Origin of the sequence: Actinoplanes sp. DH11, from assembly GCF_020873875.1 — a bacterium.
GTDB lineage: Bacteria > Actinomycetota > Actinomycetes > Mycobacteriales > Micromonosporaceae > Actinoplanes.
This window is the reverse complement of sequence record NZ_JAHWGU010000021.1, coordinates 72,365-95,700: the sequence shown is the minus strand read 5'-3', so window position 1 is coordinate 95,700 and position 23,336 is coordinate 72,365. Positions and strand designations below refer to the sequence as shown.

Annotated in this window: 21 protein-coding genes; 13 read left to right on the top strand and 8 right to left on the bottom strand. The window is 71.9% G+C overall.

Annotation, left to right across the window (positions count from 1 at the left end; all coding sequences use genetic code 11):
• Window positions 1-803 precede the first annotated feature (803 nt).
• Window positions 804-2,933 (top strand): ABC transporter ATP-binding protein, encoded by a 2,130-nt coding sequence (locus LPA41_RS27610; protein WP_229073809.1) that lies wholly within the window; start codon window positions 804-806, stop codon window positions 2,931-2,933.
• 47 nt (window positions 2,934-2,980) lie between these two features.
• Window positions 2,981-3,412 (top strand): thioredoxin family protein, encoded by a 432-nt coding sequence (locus LPA41_RS27605; protein ID WP_229073808.1) that lies wholly within the window; start codon window positions 2,981-2,983, stop codon window positions 3,410-3,412.
• On the opposite strand, the gene LPA41_RS27600 is transcribed toward LPA41_RS27605, so the two are convergent.
• The gene (locus LPA41_RS27600) at window positions 3,405-4,631 is read right to left on the bottom strand and encodes an MFS transporter (protein WP_229073807.1); all 1,227 of its coding nucleotides are present in this window, start codon (window positions 4,629-4,631) and stop codon (window positions 3,405-3,407) included. The genes LPA41_RS27605 and LPA41_RS27600 overlap by 8 nt on opposite strands.
• A gap of 68 nt (window positions 4,632-4,699) precedes the next feature.
• Here LPA41_RS27600 and LPA41_RS27595 point away from each other — a divergent pair, with 68 nt between their 5' ends.
• On the top strand, window positions 4,700-5,200 hold the full coding sequence (locus LPA41_RS27595) for a MarR family winged helix-turn-helix transcriptional regulator (RefSeq protein WP_229073806.1): 501 nt from the start codon (window positions 4,700-4,702) through the stop codon (window positions 5,198-5,200).
• A gap of 205 nt (window positions 5,201-5,405) precedes the next feature.
• On the opposite strand, the gene LPA41_RS27590 is transcribed toward LPA41_RS27595, so the two are convergent.
• Both LPA41_RS27590 and LPA41_RS27585 read right to left on the bottom strand, forming a co-directional pair.
• Window positions 5,406-6,071 (bottom strand): response regulator, encoded by a 666-nt coding sequence (locus tag LPA41_RS27590; protein WP_014441555.1) that lies wholly within the window; start codon window positions 6,069-6,071, stop codon window positions 5,406-5,408.
• A 7-nt stretch (window positions 6,072-6,078) separates the two neighbouring features.
• The gene (locus tag LPA41_RS27585; protein ID WP_374238217.1) at window positions 6,079-7,758 is read right to left on the bottom strand and encodes a GAF domain-containing sensor histidine kinase; all 1,680 of its coding nucleotides are present in this window, start codon (window positions 7,756-7,758) and stop codon (window positions 6,079-6,081) included.
• A gap of 92 nt (window positions 7,759-7,850) precedes the next feature.
• On the opposite strand from LPA41_RS27585, the gene LPA41_RS27580 reads away from it, so the two are divergent.
• The 6 genes from LPA41_RS27580 to LPA41_RS27555 are packed head-to-tail and all read left to right on the top strand — an operon-like array spanning window position 7,851 to window position 13,297.
• Window positions 7,851-8,303: an SRPBCC family protein gene (locus LPA41_RS27580; protein WP_229073805.1), complete on the top strand. Its 453-nt coding sequence runs from the start codon at window positions 7,851-7,853 to the stop codon at window positions 8,301-8,303.
• Window positions 8,304-8,331: 28 nt separating this feature from the next.
• The gene (locus LPA41_RS27575; RefSeq protein WP_229073804.1) at window positions 8,332-9,471 is read left to right on the top strand and encodes a hypothetical protein; all 1,140 of its coding nucleotides are present in this window, start codon (window positions 8,332-8,334) and stop codon (window positions 9,469-9,471) included.
• Window positions 9,472-9,496: 25 nt separating this feature from the next.
• Complete coding sequence (locus LPA41_RS27570) at window positions 9,497-10,447, top strand: ROK family glucokinase (protein WP_229073803.1); 951 nt, start codon at window positions 9,497-9,499, stop codon at window positions 10,445-10,447.
• Between the two features lie 12 nt (window positions 10,448-10,459).
• Window positions 10,460-11,140: an endonuclease/exonuclease/phosphatase family protein gene (locus LPA41_RS27565; protein ID WP_229073802.1), complete on the top strand. Its 681-nt coding sequence runs from the start codon at window positions 10,460-10,462 to the stop codon at window positions 11,138-11,140.
• Window positions 11,141-11,165: 25 nt separating this feature from the next.
• A complete protein-coding gene (locus LPA41_RS27560; protein WP_229073801.1) occupies window positions 11,166-12,509 on the top strand; it encodes an NAD(P)/FAD-dependent oxidoreductase in 1,344 nt (447 codons plus the stop codon).
• The gene (locus tag LPA41_RS27555) at window positions 12,506-13,297 is read left to right on the top strand and encodes an alpha/beta hydrolase (protein WP_229073800.1); all 792 of its coding nucleotides are present in this window, start codon (window positions 12,506-12,508) and stop codon (window positions 13,295-13,297) included. The genes LPA41_RS27560 and LPA41_RS27555 overlap by 4 nt, the downstream gene beginning before the upstream one ends.
• A gap of 6 nt (window positions 13,298-13,303) precedes the next feature.
• Here the strand turns inward: LPA41_RS27555 and LPA41_RS27550 are convergent, their stop codons facing one another.
• Together LPA41_RS27550 and LPA41_RS27545 are read right to left on the bottom strand one after the other, a co-directional pair.
• Entirely contained in the window at window positions 13,304-14,773 is a 1,470-nt protein-coding gene (locus tag LPA41_RS27550; RefSeq protein ID WP_229073799.1) for a trehalose-6-phosphate synthase, read from the bottom strand.
• A gap of 61 nt (window positions 14,774-14,834) precedes the next feature.
• Complete coding sequence (locus tag LPA41_RS27545; protein WP_229073798.1) at window positions 14,835-15,650, bottom strand: DUF308 domain-containing protein; 816 nt, start codon at window positions 15,648-15,650, stop codon at window positions 14,835-14,837.
• Window positions 15,651-15,790: 140 nt separating this feature from the next.
• Here LPA41_RS27545 and LPA41_RS27540 point away from each other — a divergent pair, with 140 nt between their 5' ends.
• Window positions 15,791-16,471, top strand: coding sequence for a 1-acyl-sn-glycerol-3-phosphate acyltransferase (locus LPA41_RS27540; protein ID WP_229073797.1), 681 nt, complete (start codon window positions 15,791-15,793; stop codon window positions 16,469-16,471).
• Window positions 16,472-16,526: 55 nt separating this feature from the next.
• Here LPA41_RS27540 and LPA41_RS27535 read toward each other — a convergent pair whose 3' ends face one another.
• On the bottom strand, window positions 16,527-17,213 hold the full coding sequence (locus LPA41_RS27535) for a Crp/Fnr family transcriptional regulator (RefSeq protein ID WP_229073796.1): 687 nt from the start codon (window positions 17,211-17,213) through the stop codon (window positions 16,527-16,529).
• Window positions 17,214-17,450: 237 nt separating this feature from the next.
• On the opposite strand from LPA41_RS27535, the gene LPA41_RS27530 reads away from it, so the two are divergent.
• Window positions 17,451-18,305, top strand: coding sequence for a phosphotransferase enzyme family protein (locus LPA41_RS27530; protein WP_229073795.1), 855 nt, complete (start codon window positions 17,451-17,453; stop codon window positions 18,303-18,305).
• A gap of 21 nt (window positions 18,306-18,326) precedes the next feature.
• Entirely contained in the window at window positions 18,327-18,821 is a 495-nt protein-coding gene (locus tag LPA41_RS27525; protein ID WP_229073794.1) for a polyadenylate-specific 3'-exoribonuclease AS, read from the top strand.
• A gap of 71 nt (window positions 18,822-18,892) precedes the next feature.
• Here LPA41_RS27525 and LPA41_RS27520 read toward each other — a convergent pair whose 3' ends face one another.
• Complete coding sequence (locus tag LPA41_RS27520; RefSeq protein WP_229073793.1) at window positions 18,893-19,543, bottom strand: TetR/AcrR family transcriptional regulator; 651 nt, start codon at window positions 19,541-19,543, stop codon at window positions 18,893-18,895.
• A 118-nt stretch (window positions 19,544-19,661) separates the two neighbouring features.
• Between LPA41_RS27520 and LPA41_RS27515 the strand changes: the two genes are divergently transcribed.
• Window positions 19,662-21,149: a DHA2 family efflux MFS transporter permease subunit gene (locus tag LPA41_RS27515; protein ID WP_229073792.1), complete on the top strand. Its 1,488-nt coding sequence runs from the start codon at window positions 19,662-19,664 to the stop codon at window positions 21,147-21,149.
• A 956-nt stretch (window positions 21,150-22,105) separates the two neighbouring features.
• On the opposite strand, the gene LPA41_RS27510 is transcribed toward LPA41_RS27515, so the two are convergent.
• Window positions 22,106-23,311: an IS110 family transposase gene (locus tag LPA41_RS27510; protein ID WP_229073791.1), complete on the bottom strand. Its 1,206-nt coding sequence runs from the start codon at window positions 23,309-23,311 to the stop codon at window positions 22,106-22,108.
• Between the last annotated feature and the right edge of the window lie 25 nt (window positions 23,312-23,336).

Genomic DNA, 23,336 nt, shown 5'->3' with positions numbered 1-23,336 from the left:
GGCCGGGGTTCCTGTGTGGGCGGCCTGGCTGGACGGTGAGCAGGGTGCAGCGGCCGTAAGCGGGCAGGCCAGGGACTCCGCCGCTGCCTGCCTGCCGCTGCCCGCCTGCCTGCCTGCCTGCCGCCTGCCTGCCTGCCTGCCTGCCTGCCGCCTGCCTGCCTGCCGCTGCCTGCCTGCCTGCCTGCCGCCGCGTGCGGCCGCCTGTTGCCGCGTGCTGCCGGCCTGCCCGCTGCCGGCCAGCGATGTGCCATCGGCCCGTAGCCTGCTGACGGGCAGTGTTGCCGCCGGGTCGAATCTTCCGCCGGGTTACTGCCGCGGTCTCTGTCGAATGCGGTTGTGGGTCGATCGTGGGCGGTCGCTCGCCATGGGCCTTCTTCTGTCCGACTGGGTGGCGCTGATTGGTTGAGTGGTGCCGGTGGGCGGTGCCGGTTGGCTGCGCGGTACCGGTTGGCTGGCTGGTGCCGGTTGGGTTGGTGGTGCCGGTTGGCTGGTGGTGCCGGTTGGCTGCGCGGTACCGGCTGGCTGGGTGGTGCTGGTTGGGTCGGCGGTGCCGGTTGGCTGTGGTGCTGCCGGCCGGCTGGGGGTGCTGGTTGGCTGGGCGGCGACATCTTGGACGGTCATGGGAGACGTCGTGGGAGCCGGCGTGAGTGAGGCGGAATCCTGGTGGACATTGCCCGGCGGGCGGGCGTAGGAACGAGGCAGAGCTTCCGGCGCGCTCATCCCGGCGCGCCGTCCGTGCGTCGCGCGCCCCCGTCGCGCTTGCGGAGCTTCGCTGTGACGGACCCTCGAGCAGGAGACCGCCGATGCCGGACGACAGCGACGCACCGGGCCGCACCGAGACCGAATCCGCCGCCAACGCCCACCACGACGACGCGCGGCCGGCGGGAAGCGGCCACGGCGATGAGGAACGGCCTGCGGGAAGTGGCCACGGCGATGAGGAACGGCCTGCGGGAAGTGGCCACGGCGATGAGGAACGGCCTGCGGGAAGTGGCCACGGCGATGACGTGCGGGCGGCCGGGAAGGGTGGGGGTGGGGCGGCGTCGGATCGGTCGGAGGTGTTGCTGGAGGCGGAGGAGGATGGGGAGCTTGCCGTTCCCTACTGGCTGACCAGCACCGAAGAGGCCGCCAACACCACCTTCCTGCGGATGCTGCGCCGCCTGCCGCGGCTGCTCCGGGATGCCTGGCTGCTGGCCTGGCGTGCCAGCGCCCGGACCACCGCCGCCGTCCTGGTGCTGCAACTGACCGCCGGTGTGGCGGCAGCGCTCGGGCTGATCAGTGTGGTCGGCGTTTTCGAGGGGTTGTTGCAGGCTGGTCCTACGCCGGAGCGGGTGCGCGCGGCCGTACCGTCGCTGTTGTTCCTGGTCGGCACTTTCGCCGTTCGCGGGATTCTTACCTCGGCTGCCACGGCGGCGCACGGGCGGTTGTCGCCGATGGTGTTCGAGGCCGCCGAGATGCGGCTGCTCGATTTGACCACGCGGGTGGATCTGGCGACGTTCGACGACCCGGAGTGGCGCGATTCGATGGAACGGGCCCGGGATCGGGGGATTCCGGCGGCGCAGCAGATGGTGGACGTCGGGGTCGAGGTTCTCACGAACACGGTGGGGCTGGTCGCGGCGGCCGGTGTGCTGGCCGTACTGCATCCGGTGCTGTTGCCGCTGCTGGCACTGGCGGCGTTGCCGACGGGGTGGGCGGCGGTGCGCGCGGCACGTCTCGGGTACCGCAGCGAGTTGCGGCTGATCGCGGTGTGGCGGCGGCAGCGGATGCTCACGCACATGCTGGCGGCGCGGGAACCGGCGGGCGAGTTGCGGGCGTTCACGGTGCGCCGGTTCCTGCTCGCCGAGGTGGCCCGGCTGCTGCGGATCTCCACGACGGAGGAGGTCCGGGTGGTGACCCAGCAGGTCCGCAGCAACCTGTACGGGCAGGCGCTGAGCGGCCTGGTCAGCGGCGTGACGTACGCCGTGCTGCTGTGGCTGCTCTGGACCGGCCGGATGGATCTGGCCGCCGGTGGTGCTGCCGGTTACGCCATCAACATCGGCATCGGCAAGCTGCGTGAGCTGGCGTTCTCGGTGAACCGGGTGTACGAGAACGGCCTGTACTTCGCGGGTTTCCAGGGCTTCTGCGAGTTGTCGCTGGATCGGGCGGAGCCGGCACCGGACCGGCACGCCCCGGCCCGGTTCACCGAGATCGTGCTGGACGGGGTGACGTTCAGTTACCCGGACGCGGAACGGCCGGCCGTGGACGGGGTCAGCCTCACCCTGCGCCGCGGGCAGATCATCGCGCTGGTCGGTGAGAACGGTTCCGGCAAGTCGACGCTCGCCGCGGTGCTGGCCGGGCTGTACCGGCCGCAGCAGGGCACGGTCACCTGGGACGGCGCCGACGTGTCGCGGCTGCACCCGGAGTCGCTGCGGGACCGGGTGGCGGTGGTGATGCAGGAACCGACCCGGTGGCCGCTGTCGGCCCGGCTGAACATCGCGATCGGCAGGCATGACCAGCCGGCCACACTGGAACGGGTGCAGGATTCGGCGCGCGCGGGGGACGCGCACGAGTTCGTGATGGAGTTGCCCCGGAAGTACGACACGCTGCTGTCCCGGCATTTCACCGACGGCGCCGACCTGTCCGGCGGGCAGTGGCAGCGTCTCGCGGTGAGCCGCGCCTTCCACCGGGACGCGCCGCTGCTGATCTGCGACGAGCCCACCGCGAACCTGGACGCCCGCGCCGAACACGACGTCTACCAGCGGTTGCGTGACCTGGCGGCGGGCCGGACCGTCGTGCTGATCACGCATCGGATGGCGAGTGTCCGGGAGGCCGACCGGATCATCGTGATGGACCACGGCCGGATCGTCGAGGAGGGCGGCCACGAGGAGTTGATGGCGGCCGGCGGGCTCTACGAGCAGTTGTTCACGCTCCAGGCCAGCGCCTACCAGTCGGCGTGAGGGACCCCGCGGTGGGCACGCCGACCGTTTCCGGTCACTCTTCAGGCATGGCGTGTACGCGTATCGACCCGTCCCTGCTGGCCCGCCTGGGTGTGGTGCCGGCCCCGGTGACGCTGCTCCAGTTCTCGACCGCGTTCTGCGCCCCGTGCCGGGCGGTGCGCCGGGTGAGCGGTGAGGTGGCCGCGCTGCTGCCGGGTGTGCGCCACGTCGAGGTGGACGCGGAGAGCCACCTCGACGTGGTACGCGAACTCGGGGTGGACCGCACGCCGACCCTGTTCGTCCTGGACGCCGCCGGCCGGGTGACGCGGCGTGCGACGGGCGTCCCGACGAAGCCCCAACTGATCGCCGCCGTGGCAGCGCTTCTTACCGAAGCCGGCGAGGATGCGCCCGGCGCCCGGCCGCTCCCCGAAGCCGGCGAGGACTCGTCCGGCGCCCGGCCGCTCCCCGGAGCAGGGGAGCAGCCGGACGCGGTCAGCTGACCAGGGCCGGCGCCGGGCCGGCGGCCGGTTCGGGCGCGCGACGGGTCAGGTTCCGGGAGCCGCGGATCAGCATCTGGGACGCCGCGGCCAGGAACAGCACGACCGCGCAGCAGGTCAGCACCCGGTCGGTGCCGAACCGGTCGGCCATCGGCCCGGCCAGCGCGTTGCCGACCGGCATGGCCAGGAACGACGTCACGTAGTCCCAGGACGCGACCCGCCCGAGCATCCGCTGCGGCACGTTGTCCTGGATGGCCGTCTCCCACGCGACGTCGAAGAAGATCAGCCCGGCGTAGCCGATCACCGCGCCGGCGAGGACGGCGGTGAGTGCGCCGGGCCAGACGTATGCGAACGCCCAGACCGGCATGAGCAGCAGCGCGAGCCAGCCGGCGCGTAGCAGGCGCCGTGGCCGGTACCGCATCGCGAGGGCGGCGCCGAGGAAGCCGCCCAGTCCTTCGGCCGCGGAGATCAAGCCGATCGCGTGTGCGCCGCCGAGCCGCTCGACGGCGATCACCTGCACCAGGACGAGGATCATGCCGTTGGCGATGTGGTAGACGGTGGCGCCGAGCAGGCCGCCGAGCAGCCAGTCCCGGCTGCGGATCTCCCGCCATCCGGCGGCGAGTTCGCGCAGCATCGGCTCATGGGGACCGCGCTCCGCCCGTACCCTGATCATGGCGACCAGGACCGTCGCGGCGAGGAAGCTGACCGCGTTGGCCGCGAAGCCGGCCGGCGCGCCGAAGGCGGCGACGGTGAGGCCGCCGAGTGTGGGGCCGGCGATGCCGCACGCTGTCTGCAGCATGCTGAGCGTGGCGTTCGCCTGCTGGCGCCGCTCGACCGGCACCAGCAGCGGCTTGATCGCGGTCATGGCGGGGCTGAAGAAGCTGCCGGCGCCGGCCGAGACGACGGTGAACGCGCAGAGCAGCCCGAGGTGGTACCCGCCGGGGAGCAGGCCGGCGAACATCGCGGCGATGCCGGCGGTGGCCAGGAACCGGACCAGGTCGGAGACGACCATGACGCGTCGCGGCTGGAGGCGGTCGGCCCAGATGCCGCCGAAGAGGGTGCCGGCGAGCAGGGTGAGCACCGAGGAGGCCATCACGAGGCCGAGGTCGCGCGCGCCGCCGCCGGTGGTGACCACGGCGACGGCCAGGGCGACGGTCTGGAAGCCGTTGCCGAGCCAGGAGAGGGCCTGCCCGGTGGCGAGCAGCCGGAAATCGCGTCTCATGGCGGCGACAGTAGTTCACCGTCTAACTATCAGCAATCTAATAGTCAGAACCGTGGCAGAATCGGGCCATGGAAGACAGCGTGGATCAGCACGTCGCCCGCTGGTCGGCGTTCTGGAAGGACGAGCCGGCCTTCGACCCCGAGGTGGAGGGCGCCCTGGTCCGGATGATCCACATCCAGCGGCGGCTCCGCCGGGAGGACGCCGCGGCGTTCGCCGGCAGCGAGGACTTCACGTTGCAGGACTACAAGACCCTGCACGCGCTGATGGTGCAGCCGTGGCCGACCGAGGCCACACCGGCCCAGCTGGCCGAGGCGGCGAACGTGACGCGGGCGGCGATGACCAGCCGGCTCGACCGGCTGGTGGAGGCGGGGCTGGTGACCCGCGAGGTGGATGCCGGCGACCGGCGCCGCATGATCATCAGGCCGACGCCGCGGGGCCGGGAGATGTGGGACCGCTACATCTTCGAGGGCATCGAGCGCGACAAACGGGCGATGAGCGCGCTGTCACCGGAGGAGCTGGTGCAGCTCAACGGACTGCTCCGGAAGGTGTTGCACTCCCTGGGCGAGTGAGGGCGGACGTTCCTGGCCGTCTCCGCGGGGGGACCTCGGGGGCACGGAGACACCGGGATTCGTCGCTGCCGCGTCCGGACTGCCTGCGACGGCGGCATTGCGCTGCGGCGGCCGCATTGCCTGCGGCGCTCCTCGGGTGTGCCCGGAAAACGGTGATCCGCTGCCCGGAAATGAGAAACGCCGAAAAAGTCCGGAATGTGGGGGTCTAGAACTTCGGGGCGTCGGGGGCTTCCAGCAGACCCAGCCGGAGGGCGGTCATCAGGGCCTGCGCCCGGTTGGCCGCGCCCAGCTTCTCGTAGAGCTTCGAGATGTGGGTCTTCGCGGTCGACTCGGAGACGAAGAGCTGCTTCGCGATCCCGGCCACGCTCATGCCGTCGGCGAGCAGGCGGAGCACCTGACCCTCCCGCGGCGAGAGCTGCGGACCGGACGGCGCGAGCCGCCGCTTCATCGCCTCGGCCAGGTCGGCCGCGGTGAACGCGCTGGGTGCCGAGGCAGCATGCCGGGCGGCGGCCACGACCTCGTCGGCGGGGGCGGTTTTCGGCACGAACGCGCTGGCACCGGCCTCGAGAGCACCGAACAGCTGGTCGTCGCCCGCATACATGGTCAGCACCACGATGCCCATGTTGGAGTTGTTCTTGCGGAGTGCCCGGGTGGCCTCCAGGCCACTGCCGTCGGGCAGGCGCAGATCCATGATCACGACGTCCGGCTGCAGGGCGCCGGCCTGGCGCACTGCCTCCGCCGCGGTCGCCGCCTCGCCGACGACCTCGAACTGCCGGTCGCGCTCGAAGGCGTGTCGCAGCCCTTTACGGATCAGGTCGTGATCGTCGACTAGGAGGACCTTGGTGCGCCCGGTCGGCGCAGGAGTGGTCATGGTCGGGTTACTCCCCTTCTGGAGCGGAAACACTCTCCCGCACGCTATCGCGCCGAGGCGGGGTTCCGAGCACTACGGCGACGGTTGTCCCGCTGGGGTGTCGTGGCGTGATCTTGAGACGTCCCCGGATCCGTTCGGCACGCTCGGCCATGATGGTAAGGCCGTAACGGCCGTCCGGGCGCTCGTCCGCGAAGCCCTTGCCGTCGTCGGACACCTCGATCTCCGCGTACGGCGGGTCGACGGTGCAGGTCACCCAGAGGTTCGAGGCGCCGGCGTGCTTGCGGGCGTTGGTGATCGCTTCCTGCGCGATGCGCAGCAGCTCCGCCTCGGTGGCGGCCGGCAGCCGCGCGGTCGACTCGTCGAAGGTGAAGTGCACCCGCAGCCCGGCGCTGGTGCCGAGCGTGCGTGCGTACTCCGCGATGGCGGCCGCCAGCCCGCCGTTGCGGTCGACCTCGGAGCGCAGCTCGAACAGGCTCAGCCGCAGCTCGGTGATCACCCGGGTCACCTCACCGCGCAGGGTGCGCAGCTCCTCGGCGGTCTCCTCGGCGCCTTCCGGCAGGGTCGCCTGCGCGTTGTCGATGCCGTAGCCGACCATCACCAGCTCCTGCGCGACCCCGTCGTGGATCTCCCGGGCCAGACGCTGCCGCTCCTCGTTGGTGGCGAGCGAGCGCACGTCGTCGAAGAGCAGGGCGGCCTCCAGCCGCAGCGCGGCCGGCCCGGTCACCTCGGTCACGGCGGTGACGACCCCTGACGGGTACGCACCGTTGGCATCCGTCTCCAGGATCACCAGACCGATCGTGCGGACCCCGGCGACCAGCGGGACGACCAGCGACGACGCCTCGCTGCCGGAGTGAGTGCGTGCCTGCGACCGGCTGGCGACCTGCGGCTGCTGGGTGGCCCAGGCGTCGGCGATCGCCGAGTCGGCGTCGAGGGTGGTCTCCCAGTCGACCCGCTCGGCACCGCTCTGGGCGAGCACCACGAGCCGCCCGCCGCCGCTCGCCGACAGCACCGCGGCCCGGTGCCCCGGCGCGACCGCACGCAACTCCTCCAGCAGGTGCTCGGAGATGCCGCCCGGGTCGAGGGTGGCGCCGGGCAGCGAACGGGCCACGCTGCGCAGCTGGGTGAGCAGCCGGGTGGCCTCGGCGTAGGGCTGCGGGGTGGGCTCCGGCGGCTGGAGCAGTTGGCGCATGGTCTCGGCGGCGTACGTGATGATGGCGCCGAGCACCAGCCACTGACCGGCGGCCGCGAGATAACCCGGCTCGTCGAGCGAACCGGACGCCAGCCCGCCGATCGCCATGGCGGCCGCGGCGGCGCCGAGCAGCGCCGACCCCTCGCCGGAGCGGCGGTGCAGTGCCGCCGTGAGCAGTGGCACCGCGAGGTAGGGCAGGACGGCCTCGGCGCCGAACCCGGCGCTGACCCGGCCCACGGTGTCGGCCGAGTGCGCGATGAAACCGGCCGCCAGGCCGGCCCCGATCACCTCGGCGAAACGGCCGGCGGGTGCCAGGAACGGGTGCTCCCGTGCGACGAAGGCGGGCACCGCGGCGATCGCGAGCAGCACGATCCACCCGAGCTGTCGCGGGTCGTCGGTGGCCGTCAGGGTGAGGACGGCGACCAGGGCGAGCATCACGACGCGGGCCGCGGCTTCCGCCGGGCGCAGTCGCGCGGGACCACTGGCAAGGGCTGGCACGTGACGGATGGTAGCCGCCGGGACCGACATCGGCCCATCCGCGCGACGGCCCGGTCACGTGCTCTGTCGCACCCAACGAGTAGCCTCCCTGCATGGCCGACACCTCGACCCAGTCGATCCAGATCCAGGCTCCGGCGGCTCGCGTGGCCGCCGTGATCTGCGACTTCCCGCGATACCCGGAGTGGGCCGAGTCGATCAAGATGGCCGAGGTCGTCGAGGAGTACGAGGACGGTTACGCCGCGCAGGTCCGTTTCCAGATCGACGCGACGGTGCTCGTCGACGAATACACCTTGGAGTACGCGTACGCCGACGATCTCTCCCGCATCGAGTGGCACCTGGTCGAGCCGTCGAAGACGCAGCGCTCCCAGGACGGTTCCTACGACCTGGCGGAGAACGCGGACGGCTCGACCACGGTGACCTACACCCTGGCGGTGGATCTCGCCATCGGCATGCTCGGCATGTTCCGCCGCAAGGCCGAGAAAGTGATCATGGATACGGCGCTCAAGGAGCTCAAGCGCCGCGTCGAGAGCCTGCCGCCGGCCTGACCGGCGGCGGCGACAGGAGGCGAGCGAGATGGCCGGTTCCGCACGTGACGAGGCCGAGCGGCTGGTGGCGACGTTCCTCGCGAAGGCGGCGACGAGCGGCCTGGGCGCCGCGGCAAGCGCTTCCCGGGCGGCCGGAGACCCCGGGCGTACGGGTGAGCCGGACCCCCTGAAATTCCTCGGCGACTCGGTCGCGGCGCTGGCCGGGCGGCTCGCCGGTGGGTCGTCGCACGGCGCCTGGTCCACCGGCAGCGCCGAGTGCTGTGTCTGCCCGGTCTGCAAGGCGATCGCGGCGGTGCGTGACCCGGCGCCGGAGACGGCCGAGCGGCTGGCGAGCAGTGCCGGCGACATCGCGACCGGGGTGGCCGGGCTGATGCGCGCCTTCTCGGCGATGGCGGGGGAGCGGCCGCGGCCGGCCCCGGCGAAACGGCCGCCGGAACAACGGCCGGGCAACCCGGACGGCGTCTGGTCGGCGGCGACACGCACCGGCGACGAGTCGTCCCCAGCCGATGAGGCGGGCGCGGGCGGTGCCGGTGGGGCGGGCGCGGGCGGTGCCGGTGGGGCGGGCGCGGGCGGTGCCGGTTCGGCGGGTGCGGGCGGTGCCGGCTTGTTCGGCGGTGCGGAGTCCGCGGGGGGCGCGACCGATCCGTGGGCGGCGGTGTCCGCGGAGAGCGCCCGGGAGGCGGCTGCGGCGGCACGGGCCCGGGCGGCGGCCGCCGAGGAAGCGGTGGCTCAGGCGGTGGCGGCGGCCAAGGCGGCGCGGGAGCGGTCGGCCCAGGCTGCGCAGGAAGCGCGGGAGCGGTCGGCCCAGGCTGCGCAGGAAGCGCGGGAACGGGCGGCCCGGGAGGCGCAGGGGGCGCGGGAGCAGGGGGCGCGGGAGGCCGGGGAGCGGGCCGGCCGGGGGAAAACGGCGGGCGAAAGCGGGACTCGGCAGACCGGCGGGGCGGTTTCGCCGGACGATGGGGGTGCGGCTCGGGTCACCCGTACTCCTGCGGGGTCGGATGTCTGGGCAGCGGCCACCGCCGCGGCACCCGGCGCGCCCGGCACGGAGGCCGCGGCGGGTGACGCGGCCGGGCACCGTAGCGTGGATCATGTGCTGGGCGCCGAGGCGCCCGAGGACCGCGACGGTGCCGGTCCGGGCGACGGCGCCCGGCGTGGCGACGCGGTGTGAACTGTTTGCAGAGGGGACGGGCAGCGTGACGCTGACCATCGGAATCGACGTCGGCGGTACCAAGGTCGCCGGTGGCGTGGTCGACGAGAACGGCAACGTGCTCGCGTCGAACCGCCGGCCGACGCCGGCGGAGGACCCGGCCGCCACCCGGGACACGATCGTCGAGGTCGCCGCCGAGCTGGCGGAGCAGTACCCGGAGGCGACCGCGATCGGGATCGGCGCCGCGGCGTGGATCGACGCCGCCGGCTCGACCGTGCTGTTCGCGCCGAACCTGGCCTGGCGGGACGAGCCGCTGCGCGACTACGTCTCCAAGGCGGTCAACCTGCCGACGGTGCTGGAGAACGACGCGAACGTGGCGGGCTGGGCCGAGTTCCGGTTCGGTGTCGCCCAGCACGCCGACGACTCGATGGTGATGATCACCGTGGGCACCGGCATCGGCGGCGCCATCGTGATCAACGGGAAGCTCTGGCACGGTGCGCACGGCATCGCCGCCGAGCTGGGGCACATCCAGTCGGTTCCGGACGGCCACCCGTGCGGTTGCGGCCGGCTCGGTTGCCTGGAGCAGTACGCCAGCGGCAATGCCCTGGTCCGGTTCGCCCGCGCGGGTGCCCGGCAGGAGCCGGAGCGCGCCGGCCGGCTGCTCGAGCTGGCCGGCGGTGACGCCCTGGCGATCACCGGCCGGCAGATCACCGAGGCGGCCCAGGCCGGCGACGGTGTCGCGATGGACGCGTTCGCCCAGGTCGGCTACTGGCTCGGGGTGGCGCTGGCGGACCTCGCGCAGAGCCTCGACCCGCAGATCATGGTGATCGGCGGTGGCGTGATCGACGCGGGACCGCTGCTGATGGGCCCGGCCGAGCAGGCGTACCGCGACCAGCTCGCGCAGCGCGACCGGTTCCCGGTGGCCGAGGTCCGGGCCGCCGAGATGGGCAACGCGGCCGGTGTGGTCGGCGCCGCCGACCTGGCCCGCCGGGCCTGAGACGGGGTGCGGATGTCCGGGGTCCCGGTGCGGGTGGTGAGCTACAACGTCCACGGGTTGCGCGACGACCGGGCGGCTCTGACCGGCCTGATCCGTGACCTGGCCCCGGACGTCCTGGTGGTGCAGGAGGCGCCGCGCCGGTTCCGCTGGCGCGACAGGTGCGCTTCGCTGGCCGCCGAGTCCGGCCTGGTGGTGGCCGCGGGCGGCCTGCCGTCGCTGGGCAACCTGCTGCTGGTGAGCCTGCGGGTGGCGATCCACCGCACCTGGTGCCTGCGTTACCCGCTGACCCCGGGGCGGCATCTGCGGGGCGCCGCCTTCGCCGAGGCGTCGGTGCACGGGTCGGCCCGGTTCGTGGTCACCGGCTCGCACCTGGCGACCGATCCGGCGGAGCGCCCGGCGCAGGCCGACCGGTGGCGGGCGGCGGCCGCGGCGGTCACCGGTCCGTTGATCATGGCGGCCGACCTCAACGAGGGGCCCGGTGGCAGCGCCTGGCGGATGGTGGCCGACGCCCTGGTGACCACGGAGAAGGACGAGCCCACCTTCCCGGCGTCGCTGCCCCGGCGGCGGATCGACGGGATCTTCGTCTCGCCGGATGTATCGATCGACAGTTACGAGATCGTCGAGGACGAGCGAGCACGTCGAGCGAGTGATCATTTACCTGTCGTAGCGGACCTCCGGCTCCCTTCCGCGTAGGCGTCGCCTCTGCGAGGATCGCCGGGTGCACGACACCCCCGACCCGGGCGACCGTGGCGACGCCGTCTGTGTCGTCGGCGCCGGAGCCAGCGGACTTGCCGCGATCAAGAACCTGCGTGAGCTGGGCTTCGCCGTCGACTGCTACGAGCGCGAGACATCCGTCGGCGGCGCGTGGAACTGGCGCCACGACCGCAGCCCGGTCTATGCCGGGACCCATCTGATCTCGTCCCGGCCGCTCACCGAGTTCCCCGACTTCCCGATGCCGGACACCTGGCCCGACTACCCCCATCACCGGCAGGTCCTGGACTACCTGGAGCGCTACGCGAAGCACTTCCGGCTCGGCGACGACATCTGGTTCGGCATGGAGGTGTCGTCGGTGGAGCCGGCCGGCGACGGCCGGTGGGACGTGACCATCCGCTCCACCGGGGGCGAGTCGTCCCGCGTCCAGCGGTACGCCGCCGTCGTCGTCGCCAACGGGCACAACTGGTCGCCGCTCACCCCGTCGATCCCGGGCGAGTTCACCGGGGAGGTGATGCACGCCGGGGCGTACAAGGACCCGGCCCGGCTGCGCGGCCGCAAGGTGCTCGTCGTCGGCGGCGGCAACACCGGCTGCGACATCGCCGTCGAGGCGGCGCAGCAGGCCACCCGGGTCTGGCATTCCACCCGGCGGGGGTACTGGTACGCGCCGAAGTACCTCTTCGGGCGACCCGCCGATCAGGTGAACGACCGGCTGCTGCGATGGCGGGTGCCGCTGCGCCTGCGTCAGTGGCTCTACCGCCGGGTGCTGCGCCTCACCACCGGCGACCTGACCCGGTACGGGCTGCCCGAGCCGGACCACCGGCCGTACGAGAGCCACCCGGTCGTCAACAGCCAGCTCCCGTACTACCTGGGGCACGGCCGGATCGAGCCGGTGCCGGACGTGGCGCGGTACGACGGCGCGGGCGTGGTGCTGACCGACGGCAGCCGGATCGAACCGGACCTGGTGATCACCGCGACCGGTTACCGGCCGCGCTTCGACTTCCTCGCCCCCGAGCTGCTGGAGGCCGACGAGGACGGCCGGCCCGACCTGCACCTGCATGCGTTCGCCCGCCGCCATCCGACCCTGGCCGTGATCGGGCTGCTCCAGCCGGACGCCGGCCTCTTCCCGCTGGCGCACTGGCAGAGCGTGGCGGTGGCCCGCTGGCTGCGGTTGCGCGCCACCGACCCGGCCCGGGCCGCCGCGGTGCAGCAGAAGGAGTCCGCCCGGCCGCTGGAGAGCTGGTCGCGGCGCCGTGTGGTGCCCTCTCAGCGGCACTGGTTCGAGGTGGACCATGTGGCCTACCTGCGGGCCGTCGAGGGCCTCCTGAGCGAGATGGAGGGCGTTCGATGAGTACCGGCTTCGCCGGCCCGGAGCTGGTGCGGTTCGCGGACTGGACGGACCCGGTGCCGCCGGCCGCCCGGGAGGTCGTGTCGCGCCTGCCGGACGACGACCGGGAGAACCCGCCGCTGCTCTTCGTCCCCGGCCTCGGGCACGGCGCCTGGGCGTTCGCCGAGCACTGGCTCGGGCACGCCGCCGGTCGCGGCTTCCCGGCGTACGCGGTGAGCCCCCGGCCGGGCGGCGATCTCCGGGCCCGGGTCCACGACGTGGTGCAGGTCGCCGCGTCCCTGCCGCGCCGGACCGTGCTGCTCGGCCACGGCGTCGGCGCCCTGGTGGTGGCGCGGGCTCTGGGCCGTTACCCGGCTCGCGCCGCGGTGCTTGTCGCGCCGGTGCTGGACGGCTGGGCGGCGCTCGGGTCGGCGGTGCGCGCCAACCCGTCCGGCACGCTGCCGGCACTGTTCGGCGGCCGGCTGCGGCTGAGCGCCCGGCAGCTCTTCGCCGGCGCGGCCCCGGAGGGTGTCCTGGACCGCCTCGGCGCCGGCTCGCGGCCGCGGCCGGAACTGCTCACCCGGGCGGCGCTGCCGCGGCCGGTGGGTGCCCCGCCGGTGCTGGTGGCCGGCAGCCCGGACGACCGGGTGGTGCGCCGGCCGGCGCTGGACCGGGCGGCGGCACGCTACGGCGGCGCGCCCCTGCTCTTCCCCGGCATGGGTCACGACCTGATGCTGGAGACCGGGTGGACCGAGCCGATCGACGCGATCCTGGACTGGCTGGCGAAGGAGTTGCCGGCGCCGGGCCTGTGACGCAGCTCAGGTGCGGCGCTGCGCCGACCGCTGTCTCGGCAGGCGCAGCCGGGGCGGCTCGGGGGTCCCCGGCAGCCGCTCGGCGAGCCGGCCGGTGTGGTCGAGGGTGGTCAGGTAGGCGCGTGCCCAGGCCCGGATGTCGTGCCCGGCCAGGTGCTGCCGCATCGCCGTCATCCGGGCCGTCAGGTCGGCGGGTCCGGCGCTCATCGCGTGCAGCAGGGTCTCCTTGAGGCCGTCCACGTCGTGCGGGTTCACCAGGAAGGCCTGCTCCAGCTCGGCGGCCGCCCCGGCGAACTCGCTGAGCACCAGCGCGCCGGCGCCGTCCTCGCGGGCCGCCACGAACTCCTTGGCGACCAGGTTCATCCCGTCCCGCAGCGGGGTGACCACCATGACGTCCGCGGTCCGGTAGAGGGCGGCCAGCTCGGACCGGTCGAACGGCTGGTTCAGGTAGTGGATGGCCGTCTCGCCGACCCGCCCGAACTCGCCGTTGATCCGGCCGACCTCGCCCTCGATCCGGTCGCGCAGCTCCTGGTAGGTGTCGACCCCTTCCCGGCTGGGCACCGCCACCTGCACCATCACGGTGTCGCGGACCTTCACGTGCCCGTCGCGCAGCAGCTCGCTGTACGCGGTGAGCCGGTGCTCGATGCCCTTGGTGTAATCCAGCCGGTCCACGCTGAGCAGCACCCGTTTCGGGCGGCCCAGGTCGTGCCGCAGCTTTTTGGCGCGGGCGACCACGTCGGGCCGGCCGGCCAGGGCGCGCATCTCGGCCACGTCGATGGAGACCGGGAACGCCCCGGTGCGTACCGTTCGCCCGTCCACCGTGATCGCGTCGTCGGTGGCCTGCGCGGCGAGCAGTTTCTGGGCGAGCTGGGCGACGTTGTGCGCGGCCTGCGGGCGCTGGAAGCCGACCAGGTCCGCACCGAGCATGCCGCGCAGCAGCTCCACCCGGCGCGGGAGCTGCATGTAGAGCTCGGGCGGCGGGAACGGCACGTGCATGAAGAAGCCGATCAGCAGGTCCGGCCGCAGGTCGCGCAGCATCTGCGGCACCAGCTGGAGGTGGTAGTCCTGCACCCAGACGGCGGCGCCGTCCTCGGCGACCTCGGCCGCGGCCTCGGCGAAGCGGCGGTTGACGATCCGGTACGTCTCCCACCAGTCCCGGTCGAACACCGGTTGCTGCACCGCGTCATGGTAGAGCGGCCAGAGCGTGGAGTTCGCGAAGCCCTCGTAATAGCCGCGCAGTTCGTCGGCGCTCAGCGACACCGGCCGCAGCCGCAGGCCGCCGATGTCCGGCAGCTGCGGCGCCGGGCCGAGCCCACCGGCCCAGCCGACCCAGGTGGCCGGCGTCGGTTCCAGGATCGCGTGCAGGGCACTGGCCAGGCCGCCGGGATTGCGGCGCCATTCGCAGGCACCGTCCGGGGCGGCGTTGTCATCCAGCGGCAGACGGTTGGCGACGACGACGAGCGAGCTCTGACGCATCACCGTAGGTTACCGGGTCGGTACCTACGATCATCAATGCCTGTACGGGGATCGCCGTGACCTAGACCACGGCACCGTCGTCCAGGTCGTCGTCGTCATCGCCGGAGCGCAGACGCCAGACCAGCATCACCGCGCCGCCGACGATGCCCGCGAAGCCGAAGAGGGTCACGTAGGTGCTGTCCAGCGGCAGCAGGCGCGGGAAGAGGAAGAGCAGGAAACCGAGGACCACGCCGAGCAGGCCGATCACCGCGTACTTCGAGATCTGCGGCATGGGCGGTGGCGGTGGCGGGACGTACCGCTCGTCCTCGTCGTCGTCCTCCGGCAGGCCCGCGCCGAACGTGTCGAGTCCGTAGAGGAGGGACTGGTCCTCCTCCGGCGGCGGGTCGGTGCGCCGCCGGTTCAGCGGGCGGCCCTCCTCGTCCACCGGGCGCCCGGTGGACCGGGGCGACTCCGCCGGCTCGGCGCTCTCCGCGGCCGGCCACGGCGCGATCGGCCCGCCGGCGTCGGCGGTGGTGTGGAACCCCGCGATGATCTTTTCCCACTCGGCGTCCACCTCGGCCTGCGGCCGGGGGTCCGCCGGGGGAGCGGGCGGCGGGGTCGGCGGCAGGCCGCCGGTCACCTTGTGCAGGTGCTCCCGGGCCGTGTCCAGCCGGGTCCGGTCCACGTAGAGCCGGTCGATCGGCCGCGCGGGCAGAGTCGTCGCACGCAGGATCGGGTTCAGATCAGCCGTGGGCTGAAGGTATGCCGCTATACCGCCGGCGGCCAGCACGTCGAGCAGATGCTCGCCGACCCGCGGATCAACGTCACCCGCCACGGCGTAATCCGCCGCGTCGAGCCCGTTGTCGCGTCGCCCCCGACGGGCGCCACCCGTTGTCACCGATGCACCCCCTTGCCGACCGTGCCTTGAATGGTGACACGGCAGGCACCTGTTGCGGGAGTGCGTTGTGGCGCGCCGCTCCCGCTTCGTACGCTTCACTTCGCCCCGGGACGCCGGTGGCATCCGCGGAAAGGACGTCAGTGTTCTACTGGCTACTGAAGTTGGTGGTCCTCGGACCGTTGCTGAGACTGGTCTTCCGCCCCAAGGTGGAAGGGCTCGAGAACGTGCCGCGCTCCGGCCCGGTGATCCTGGCCTGTAATCATCTCTCGTTCTCCGACTCGATCTTCACCCCGCTGATCATGCGGCGGCGAGTGACATTCGTCGCCAAAGCCGAATACTTCACCGGCAAGGGGATCAAGGGATGGTTCTCCCGGATGTTCTTCGTCGGCGCCGGGACGATCCCGGTGGACCGTTCGGGTGGTGAGGCGGCGCAGGCGGCCCTGGACACCCTGCTGCGGGTGCTGAAGCAGGGCAACGTCGCGGGGATCTACCCGGAGGGCACCCGCTCGCCGGACGGGCGGCTCTACCGCGGCAAGACCGGGGTGGCCCGGCTGGCGCTGGAGAGCGGCGCCCCGGTGGTGCCGGTGGCGCTGCTGAACACCGACGAGATCCAGCCGACCGGCACGCTGATCCCGACGGTGAAGCGGGTCCGGATCCGGGTCGGCAAGCCGCTCGACTTCTCCCGCTACGCGGAGAGCCGCGGTGACCGGTTCGTCGAACGGGCCATCACGGACGAGATCATGTACGAGCTGATGGCGCTCTCCGGCCGCGAGTACGTCGACGTCTACGCGTCCACGATGAAGGCCCCGGCCGCGGCCTGAGGCGCCCTCAGCTCATCCCCGCGTGGCGCCCTCAGCTCATCCCGGCGCGGCGCCGTCAGTTCATCCCCGCGCGGCGTCTGAGGGCCTGCACGTCGGTCACCACGATCCGCCGGCCCTCGGTGCGCAGCCAGCCGCGGTTGGCGAACGAGCCGATCGCCTGGTTCACGCTCTGCCGGGAGCCGCCGGCCATCTCGGCGAGCTGACTCTGGTTGAGCTCGATGGTGATCATCGGAGCCTGGCTCTCGCCGGAGAGGCGGACCAGGGTCTTGGCCACCCGGCCGGGCAGGTCGAGGAAGACGTGGTCGGCGTTCTGCTCGGTGAGCCGCCGGATCAGGCCGCCGACCGAGCGCATCACGGCGTCCAGGATGCGCGGGTTCGAGTGGACCAGATCCATGAAGGCGGCCCGGGAGAGCGAGAGCGCCTGCGAGTCCTCGATCGCCTCGGCGGACGCACTGCGGGTCGAGGCGTCCAGCAGCGAGACCTCGCCGAGCACGTCGGGCGGGCGGACGACGGTGAGCACGGCGCGCTCACCGGTCGGCGCGGTGCGGAAGACCGCCACCGCGCCGCGTTTCATGATGATCAGAGAGTCGCCGGGGTCGTGCTCGACGAAGAGGATCTGACCTTTGCGGTAATGACGTGGTACGGCGGTGGCGATGACGCGGTGACGTACGTCCGGCTCCAGCCCCGCGAACATTTCCACGCCGGTGAGCGCGTCTCCCCCGTCCGGCAAGCGATGGTCCACGGCGCTATTCCCTCCCCCTGTGGGGACACGCGTCGACCCGGCCGGCGCCGGCCCCACGACGCGAACGATCACTCTTAGCATGAAGCGTGCCCCGAACGCCATTTCTTGTCGGACATCGACGCTCGCCCCCGTACGATCATGTCGCTTCGGTCGCTTTCTGTAAACCTCCCATCGCCTTCTGTGATTGTCGCCCCCGCTGTCCGTCGCTTTGGTGGCATCTGCCGAGATAATCCCGCGGTGCCGGATGATGAGCTCCTTCGATCGACATTGCGCGAACAGTGGCACCTCGTCCCCTCGGAGATCGCCGAGCGGCCGGGCGCCCTGATGTCCCTGGGCTGGGAGATCACGGCCGGCCCCGAGCGGTACGTCGCCCGGCTCACCGAAACCGGCGCGCGACAGCCGATGGAAGCCGGACTGGTGGCCGCCGAACACCTGCGCGGCCGGCGGATCGACGCGGGCGAACCCGTCCGCACCCTCGCCGGCGCGCTCACCGTGGAGACCGCGGACGGTGCGCTCGCCGTGCTGCGCCGGCTGCCGGGACGCCATCTGGACGGCCGGGACCCGATCGACCAGCAGTGGTGGGGTGAGCGGCTCGGCGTCGTACACGAGGCTCTGCAGGGTTTCCGGCATCCGGGCCTGCGCCCGTGGCAGCTCCTCGACCCCGACGCGCCCCATCTGGACGCGGAACCCTGGCTGCGGGGTGCCGTCGCCGGCGCGGTCGCCGCGGCGACCCGGCTCACCGTGACCGACCAGCTCACCTACGGGGTCCTGCACGGCGACCCGGCCGCCGACGCGTTCGTCCTGGACCCGGAGACCGGGCGGACGGGCCTGCTGCACTGCGGGTCCGCCGGAACCGGGCCGCTGGTCTACGACGTGGCGGCGGCCGTCGCCTACGCCGGCGGTCCGGAACACGCCGGTGAACTGCTCGACGGGTACCGCGCGGCCGGACCCGTCGGCGCCGACGAACTGGACGCCGCGCTGCCGGTGCTGCTGCGGCTGCGCTGGGCGGTGCACGCCTACCGGGCGGCGTTGTGGGACTGCTCGATCGGACTCGGCCGGGCGCGGGAGGCCCTGGAGTCCATGCCCGGGTGACGATGCGCGAAGATGGCTCCGATGCCCTACCGCTATTTTTACGACTGCGAATTCATCGAGGACGGCCGGATCGTCGACCTGGTCTCGATCGGTGTCGTCGACGAGTTCGGCCGCGAGTTCTATGCGGTCAGCACCGAGTTCGACGACTCACGTGCGGTGCCCTGGGTGCGCCGCAACGTGCTCGACAAGCTGCCGTCACCGTCCGACAAGGCGTGGCGCAGCCGCGAGCGCATCCGCGAGGACCTCTACGAGTTCCTGATGGAGCCGCTGCGCGGCCGTTCCGAGCAGATGGAGCTCTGGGCGTGGTACGCGGCCTACGACCACGTGGCGCTCGCCCAGCTGTGGGGTGCGATGCCGGCGCTGCCCCGGGAGATCCCGCGGTTCACCAAGGACCTGCGGCAGCGGTGGGACGACCTGGGGCGGCCGAAGCTGCCCGAGATGGCCGGCCGGCACGACGCGCTCGTCGACGCCCGGCACAACCTGGCGCGCTGGCACGTGCTGGCCGGTAGTTCCTGACCCGTCGCCTGCTCAGCCGCTCCTCAGCCGCTTTCCGCGCCTTTCGGCGGCTTCAGCGGCTTTCAGCGGTTTCAGCGGCTTTTCAGCGGGGGGACGCACTCCCGCATCACGGCCTGTACGTCCTGGTCGGACAGCTGCGGGCCGAGGTCGCTGTTGTCCGGCCGGGCCCGTAGGCCGTCCACGATCAGCAGCAGGTAACGCTCGTACAGCTCGGCACGGCAGGCCGAGCTGTTCTGCGCCAGCTCGGTCACCATCGCCATGATGATCGGGAAGTCCTGGATCCCGGCGTCCGGCCGTAGCGTCCCCTCGGCGTGCGCCCGGTCCAGGATCTGCTGGATCAGCGGCAGCATGTGCTCGCCGATCCGGGCGAAGTGCCGCTCGTTCATGCTCAGCGAGGCGTCGCGCAGCCCGCGGTCGGCGGAGTGCAGCCGGGCCGCCCGGCGCAGGAACTCGACCAGGCCCGCCCACGCGCTCGGCGCGGCCAGGGCCTCCTCGGCGAGCGTGACCATGTCCTCCAGGCGGTCGGTGAAGACCGCCTCGACCAGCGCCTCCTTGGTGGGGAAGCGGCGGTAGACCGTGCCCACGCCGACACCCGCGTGATGGGCCACGTCGTCGAGCGTGGCCGCGAACCCGCGGGTGGCGAAGACCTCGTGCGCGGCCGCGATGATCCGCTCCCGGTTGCGCTGGGCGTCGCGGCGCAGCGGCCGGGTCTCGGTGCTCATGTGTCCCGGACCTCCGTGCTCATGTGTCGAAGCCTACAACCAAGTGGAGGTTAATCCTCAACTTCCACTGCTAGCCTGCCGAAGCGGAGGATGTACCTCAACTTCTTGAAAGGCTGCGATGAGCACGCTTACTGATCGACCACGTCCCGCGGGACGTGAGGAGCAGGCGTCGTCCGGGCGCTGGTGGGCCCTCGTGGTGCTCGCGCTGGCGCAGCTCATGGTGGTGCTGGACGCGACGATCGTGAACATCGCGCTGCCCACCGCGCAGGCCGACCTCGCGTTCGACGACGCCGGCCGGCAGTGGGTGGTCACCGGGTACGCCCTCGCCTTCGGCAGCCTGCTGCTGCTCGGCGGCCGCCTCTCCGACTTCTTCGGCCGCAAGCGGATGTTCGTCATCGGCCTGATCGGTTTCGCGCTCGCCTCGGCCCTCGGCGGCGCCGCGCAGAACCTCGAAGTGCTGATCTTCGCCCGCGCCCTGCAGGGCGCCTTCGGTGCGGCGCTCGCCCCGGCCGCCCTCTCACTGCTCTCCACGACGTTCACCGAGCCCGCCGAACGCGGCAAGGCCTTCGGCATCTTCGGCGCCATCTCCGGCGCCGGCGGCGGCATCGGCCTGCTGCTGGGCGGCGTGCTCACCGAGTACGTGTCCTGGCGCTGGTGCCTCTACGTCAACCTGGTGATCGCCGCGATCGCCGTGCTCGGCGCGTTCCTGAAGCTCAAGGACGAGCCGATCGCCGCCCACGGCAAGATCGACATCCCCGGCGCGGTGACCGCCATCGCGGGCCTGGTCGCCCTCGTCTACGGCCTCGCCAACGCCGAGACCGACGGCTGGACCGACGTCATGACGCTCGGCCCGATCATCGCCGGACTAATCATTCTCGGACTCTTCATCGCGATTGAGCGCCGCGTGGCGCACCCCCTGCTGCCGCTGCGCGTCGTCCTCGACCGCAACCGCGGCGGCTCCTACATCTCCGTGGCGATCACCGGCGCGGGCATGTTCGGCATCTTCCTCTTCCTCACCTACTACCTCACCGCGATCCTGCAGTTCACGCCCGTCCGGACCGGCCTGGCCTTCCTGCCCATGCTCGGCGCCGTGATGCTGACCGCGACCACCGCCGGTTCGATCCTCACCCCGAAGATCGGCCCGCGCCCGCTGGTCCCGGTCGGCGCCCTTGTCGCAGCCGGCGGCATGCTGTTCCTGACCCAGCTCGACCTGAACTCCACGTACGCCGCAAACGTCCTGCCCGGCCTGATCATCATCGGCCTCGGCCTGGGCCTGGTCTTCGCACCCACCCAGAACGCCGCCACTTCCGGCGTCACACACGCCGACGCCGGCGTAGCCTCCGCAATGATCAACACCGTGCAGCAGATCGGCGGCTCGATCGGCACCGCACTGCTCTCCTCGTTCGCCGCCACCGCCGCCAGCGACTACCTGGTGGGCAAGGAGCCGACGCCGCTGGCGCAGGCACAGGCCGCGATCGAGAGCTACCACACCGTCTTCTGGTGGTCGGCAGGCTTCTTCCTGCTCGCCGCGGTCGTTTCCGCGGTCCTCTTCCGCACCGGCCCCCTCGACGTCGACCCGGACGCGCCGCCGGCGATGGCGCACTGAGGTCTGTTTTCTGCGGTGTGCGAGTCCCGGCTTCGACGGCTGGGGCCCGCACACCGCTTTGCCTTATGGCCGCCGCGGTCGTCCCGACCCCGGTCGTCCGGGCCCCGGTCGTCTCGTGCTAGTCGTCTCATACCGGTTCGTCCACGAATCGGCGGTCTTGAGCTCGGCCGTCTTGAGCTCAGTCGTCTTGAGCTCAGTCGTCTTGAGCTCGGCCGTCTTGAGCTCAGTCGTCTTGAGCTCAGTCGTCTTGAGCTCGGCCGTCTTGAGCTCGGCCGTCTTGAGCTCAGTCGTCCTGAGGTCGGTCGTCTTGAGCCTGGTTTGTCTGGTGTGCGGCCACGCATGTTGTCTATGTCCAGCCAGGCGTGCCGTCGATGCTGCGGCGTGGCGAGTGCGGCGTGGCGTTTCTTTCCCTTGGTTCCCTGACGGTCGAAGCCGAGGCCCGCTGCGGTGCTTTGCGCGGCTTGTTGATCTGCTAGCGGTGCGAAATCGCGGTGATCATGGGGTTGAAACCGCAATATTGCAGCGCTAGCAGATCAACATCTCGGCCGGGCGGGGCGTCCGGTGTCGCCGGGCCGGTCCCAGGTGCTGTACGCCGATCGGGGGTGACGATTTGTCGCGCTTGTGGACTTTGTGATGAGGGTCCGTTCTTGTCAGGACTCCACGAAGCGCTCTGTGGAGTCTGGTGGGGGCTATGGCACCGCTGAAACTCAACGGACGCTTTCGTGGGCCGCCACCCGTCCTGCGCCGGCTTCGCCGGCTGACAATCCGCGGTGGCGGTGGCGGTGGCGGTGGCGGTGGCGGTGGCGGTGGCGGTGGCGGTGGCGGTGGCGGTGGCGGTGGCGGTGGCGGTGGCGGTGGCGGTGGCGGTGGCGGTGGCGGTGGCGGTGGGCGTACCAGGGATGGGCTTGGACGTGGATTTTGATCTTGGGTTTGGGGGGGTGTCCCTATGGGTTCTGTCAAGCGGCGAGGGTGAGCTTTTCTGCCGGTTTGTGCTGGTAGGGCGTTGCGGTGCGGAGCATGGCGTGGAGGACATCGACACGGCGGCGGGCGAGGCAGATGAGGGCGGCGTTGTGTTTCTTGCCCTCGGCTCTCTTGCGGTCGTAGTAGGCCCGGCTGAGCGGGTCGGATAGAGCCGCGAACGCGGACAGGAAGAACGCGCGTTTCAGCTGCTTGTTGCCGCCCTTGGGCGGGTGTTCGCCGCGGATGCTGGTGCCCGAGCGGCGGGTGACCGGGGCCAGGCCGGCGTAGGCGGCCAGGTGGCCGGAGGTGGGGAACGCGGCGATGTCGCCGACTTCCAACAGGATCCGGGCTGCGGTCCTGACCCCGATGCCAGGCATCGAGATCAGGACCGTGGAAAGAGGGTGAGCATCAAGCATCCCCTCGACCTGAACAGCAATCTCGTCACGCTGTTTCAACAGCTCACGCAGACTGTCAGCCAGCTTCGGCAGGATGGTCTCGGCCGCGGTGCTGCCGGGAACGACCACGGTCTGGGCGTCCAGAGCGGTGAAGACCTGCTCGACCAAGCCGGCACCCATCCGCGGAGCTCGGGGTTTGACGATCTCGGCCAGCTTCGACCGGCCGGTCTTGCGCAGCCCGGCCGGGCCGCCGCAGCGAGACAGCAGTTCCAGCACGGCCGGATGCTGCACTTTCGGGCCCAGGACCCGCTCCAGCGGCGGGTGAATCTGAGTGAGCAGGCCGCGGATCCGGTTGGCGATGCGGGTGACTTCGCCGGCGAGGTCGTCGTCGTAGCCGACCAGCATCTCCAGCTCGGCGAGAGTGTCATCACCGGCGTCGACCCGGCGCAGCGTATGCGGCAAGGTCCGGGCCGCGTCGGCGATCACAAAGGCGTCGCGGGCGTCGGTCTTCGCGGTCCCCGGGTGCAGGTCAGCGAGCCGGCGCATGACCAAGCCGGGCAGATAGGCGACCTGGTGCCCACACGCACGGGCGACCGCCACCGGGAGAGCACCGATCGAGGCCGGCTGGTCGACCACGACCAGGATCCGGCCGTGCCGACCGAGTTTGTCGAACAGTTTCCGCAGCCCGGCCTCGGTGTTCGGCAGTGCGGCATCGTGCAACCGCTTACCCGCCGGCGCCAACCCGACCGCATGATGATCGCTCTTACCGACATCCAGGCCCAGGAACACGCCGAACTCGTTGGTCACGCCTCGCCTCCCACCGTCTACCGTG

Bases quoted from the DNA above. Each gene is read 5' to 3' on its own strand.
- LPA41_RS27610 (WP_229073809.1), top strand. From the start codon at position 804: ATGCCGGACGACAGCGACGCACCGGGCCGCACCGAGACCGAATCCGCC.
- LPA41_RS27605 (WP_229073808.1), top strand. From the start codon at position 2,981: ATGGCGTGTACGCGTATCGACCCGTCCCTGCTGGCCCGCCTGGGTGTG.
- LPA41_RS27600 (WP_229073807.1), bottom strand. From the start codon at position 4,631: ATGAGACGCGATTTCCGGCTGCTCGCCACCGGGCAGGCCCTCTCCTGG.
- LPA41_RS27595 (WP_229073806.1), top strand. From the start codon at position 4,700: ATGGAAGACAGCGTGGATCAGCACGTCGCCCGCTGGTCGGCGTTCTGG.
- LPA41_RS27590 (WP_014441555.1), bottom strand. From the start codon at position 6,071: ATGACCACTCCTGCGCCGACCGGGCGCACCAAGGTCCTCCTAGTCGAC.
- LPA41_RS27580 (WP_229073805.1), top strand. From the start codon at position 7,851: ATGGCCGACACCTCGACCCAGTCGATCCAGATCCAGGCTCCGGCGGCT.
- LPA41_RS27575 (WP_229073804.1), top strand. From the start codon at position 8,332: ATGGCCGGTTCCGCACGTGACGAGGCCGAGCGGCTGGTGGCGACGTTC.
- LPA41_RS27565 (WP_229073802.1), top strand. From the start codon at position 10,460: ATGTCCGGGGTCCCGGTGCGGGTGGTGAGCTACAACGTCCACGGGTTG.
- LPA41_RS27555 (WP_229073800.1), top strand. From the start codon at position 12,506: ATGAGTACCGGCTTCGCCGGCCCGGAGCTGGTGCGGTTCGCGGACTGG.
- LPA41_RS27550 (WP_229073799.1), bottom strand. From the start codon at position 14,773: ATGCGTCAGAGCTCGCTCGTCGTCGTCGCCAACCGTCTGCCGCTGGAT.
- LPA41_RS27525 (WP_229073794.1), top strand. From the start codon at position 18,327: ATGCCCTACCGCTATTTTTACGACTGCGAATTCATCGAGGACGGCCGG.
- LPA41_RS27520 (WP_229073793.1), bottom strand. From the start codon at position 19,543: ATGAGCACCGAGACCCGGCCGCTGCGCCGCGACGCCCAGCGCAACCGG.
- LPA41_RS27515 (WP_229073792.1), top strand. From the start codon at position 19,662: ATGAGCACGCTTACTGATCGACCACGTCCCGCGGGACGTGAGGAGCAG.